Source organism: Pseudokineococcus marinus, assembly GCF_013004605.1.
In the GTDB taxonomy this organism is placed as follows: Bacteria; Actinomycetota; Actinomycetes; order Actinomycetales; family Quadrisphaeraceae; genus Pseudokineococcus; species Pseudokineococcus marinus.
The window spans coordinates 1-1665 of the sequence record NZ_JABEMA010000470.1; the positions used below are offsets into that span (position 1 = coordinate 1).

At 80.5% G+C, this 1665-nt stretch carries 2 protein-coding genes; one reads left to right on the forward strand and one right to left on the reverse strand.

What is annotated here, in order from left to right:
- The coding region (locus HLB09_RS16670; RefSeq protein ID WP_171204417.1) for a DUF5719 family protein at positions 1 to 1229 on the forward strand (1229 nt) is incomplete at its 5' end.
- Between the two features lie 61 nt (positions 1230 to 1290).
- Here the strand turns inward: HLB09_RS16670 and HLB09_RS16675 are convergent.
- The coding region (locus HLB09_RS16675; RefSeq protein ID WP_212771282.1) for a metallopeptidase family protein at positions 1291 to 1665 on the reverse strand (375 nt) is incomplete at its 5' end.

A 1665-nucleotide genomic window follows, 5' to 3' on the forward strand; every position in this document is an offset into this window, starting at 1 on the left:
CGGTGGACGGGACCGTCGCCGCGGCCGGCTCGGGCGGCGCGGCCGCCGTCTCGGCCACCGGTGTCGCGGGCGAGGCCGCGCCCTCCCTGGCGGCCCTCGCGACGACGGTGACGCCCGACGGCGACCTGCAGGGCGTGGCGGCGGCGACCTGCCCGGCGCCGACGTCGGACGCCTGGCTCCTGGGCGGGGCCACCGACGCGGGCGCGAGCACGCGTCTGGTCCTCGTGAACACCGGGTCGACGGCCGCCGAGGTGGGCGTCGAGGTGCTCACCGAGGACGGCGTCGAGCAGCCCGCTGCGGGCCAGGGCGTCACCGTGCCGGCGGGTCAGCGGACCGAGCTGCTCGTGGAGGGCCTCGTCAGCGGGGCCGAGGCCCTGGCGGTGCACGTGACGAGCACGGGGGGCTCGGTGGCGCCCTCCCTCGTCGTGACCCGGCTCGCGGGGCTCGTGCCGCGCGGCGTCGAGGTCGTCGCCCCCGCGGCGGCCCCCGCGCTCGCCCAGGTGGTGCCGGGGGTGGCGACCGAGGGCCGCAGCACGGCGGTGCTGCGGCTCGCCGTCCCGGGGTCCGAGCCCGCCGACGTCGAGTGGGACGTCCTGGCGGACGACGCGGGCGCCGAGGTGGCCGCGGACCTCTCGGCCGGGGCGGCCGTGCCCGCGGGCACCGTCGTGGACGTGCCGCTGGGCGGGCTGCCCGCCGGGTCGGCGGCCGTCGCGATCCGCTCGGACGTGCCGGTCGTGGCGTCCGTCGTCCTCGAGCGCCTGTCGGGCGCCCAGGAGGCCGGGCCCGCCGACCTCGCGGTGGCGCCCGCCACCGACCCGCTGTCCGTCGGGGCGGCGCTGGCGCTGCCCGCCGCCGCCGCGGGGCTCACCTCCGCGGTCCTCCTCACCAACGCCTCCGAGGAGCTGGCGACCCTGTCGCTGGCGGCTGTGGCGCCGGACGGCGCCCGCGCCGACGCCGTGGAGGTCGACCTCGCGCCGCGCGCGACGGCCCGGGCGCCCGCGAGCCTGCTCGACGGAGCGGCCGGGCTGCTCGTCACGGATGTGGACGCCCCCGGTGCGACGACGGCCGCCGACGGCGGCGAGGACGGGCCCTCGGGCGGTGTCCACGCCGCGCTGGTGCTGTCCGCCGGCGCGCCCGCGGGGGCCGTCGCCGTGGCGGTGCCCTCGGCGGTGCCGGCCGCCGCAGGGAGCACCCCGGTGCTCGTCGCGGCTCCCGGCCGCTGGCCCTAGCCGCAGCTGGCCGGGGAGCGGGCGGCGGCCGGGGTGTGCGCCGCCGGCCTGTGCTCCGCCCTCAGTCGTCCCGGTAGTGCGGGTCGAGGCGCTCGGGCTCGGTGCCGAGGGCGTGGGCGATCTGCTCGACGACGACGTGGTGCACGAGGTCCTCGAGGTCGCCGGCCTCGCTCGCGCGCGTCTCCACGGGGCGCCGGTAGACGACGACGCGCGCGGGCCGTCCGCGGTCGGCGGCGGAGAAGCGGCCGAGGGGCACGGCGTCGTCGTCCGCGCCGGTGGGGGCGGGCGGCACGTCCTCGACGGCGAACTCGATCTCCTGCAGCGGCGCGTCGAGCACCTGCTCGACGTCCTCGACGGCGTCGAGGACGAGGTCGTCGAAGCGCTCGCTGCGGGTGCGGGACGCCGGCAGCGCCGCCGGCAGGAGGGGGCCGCGCAG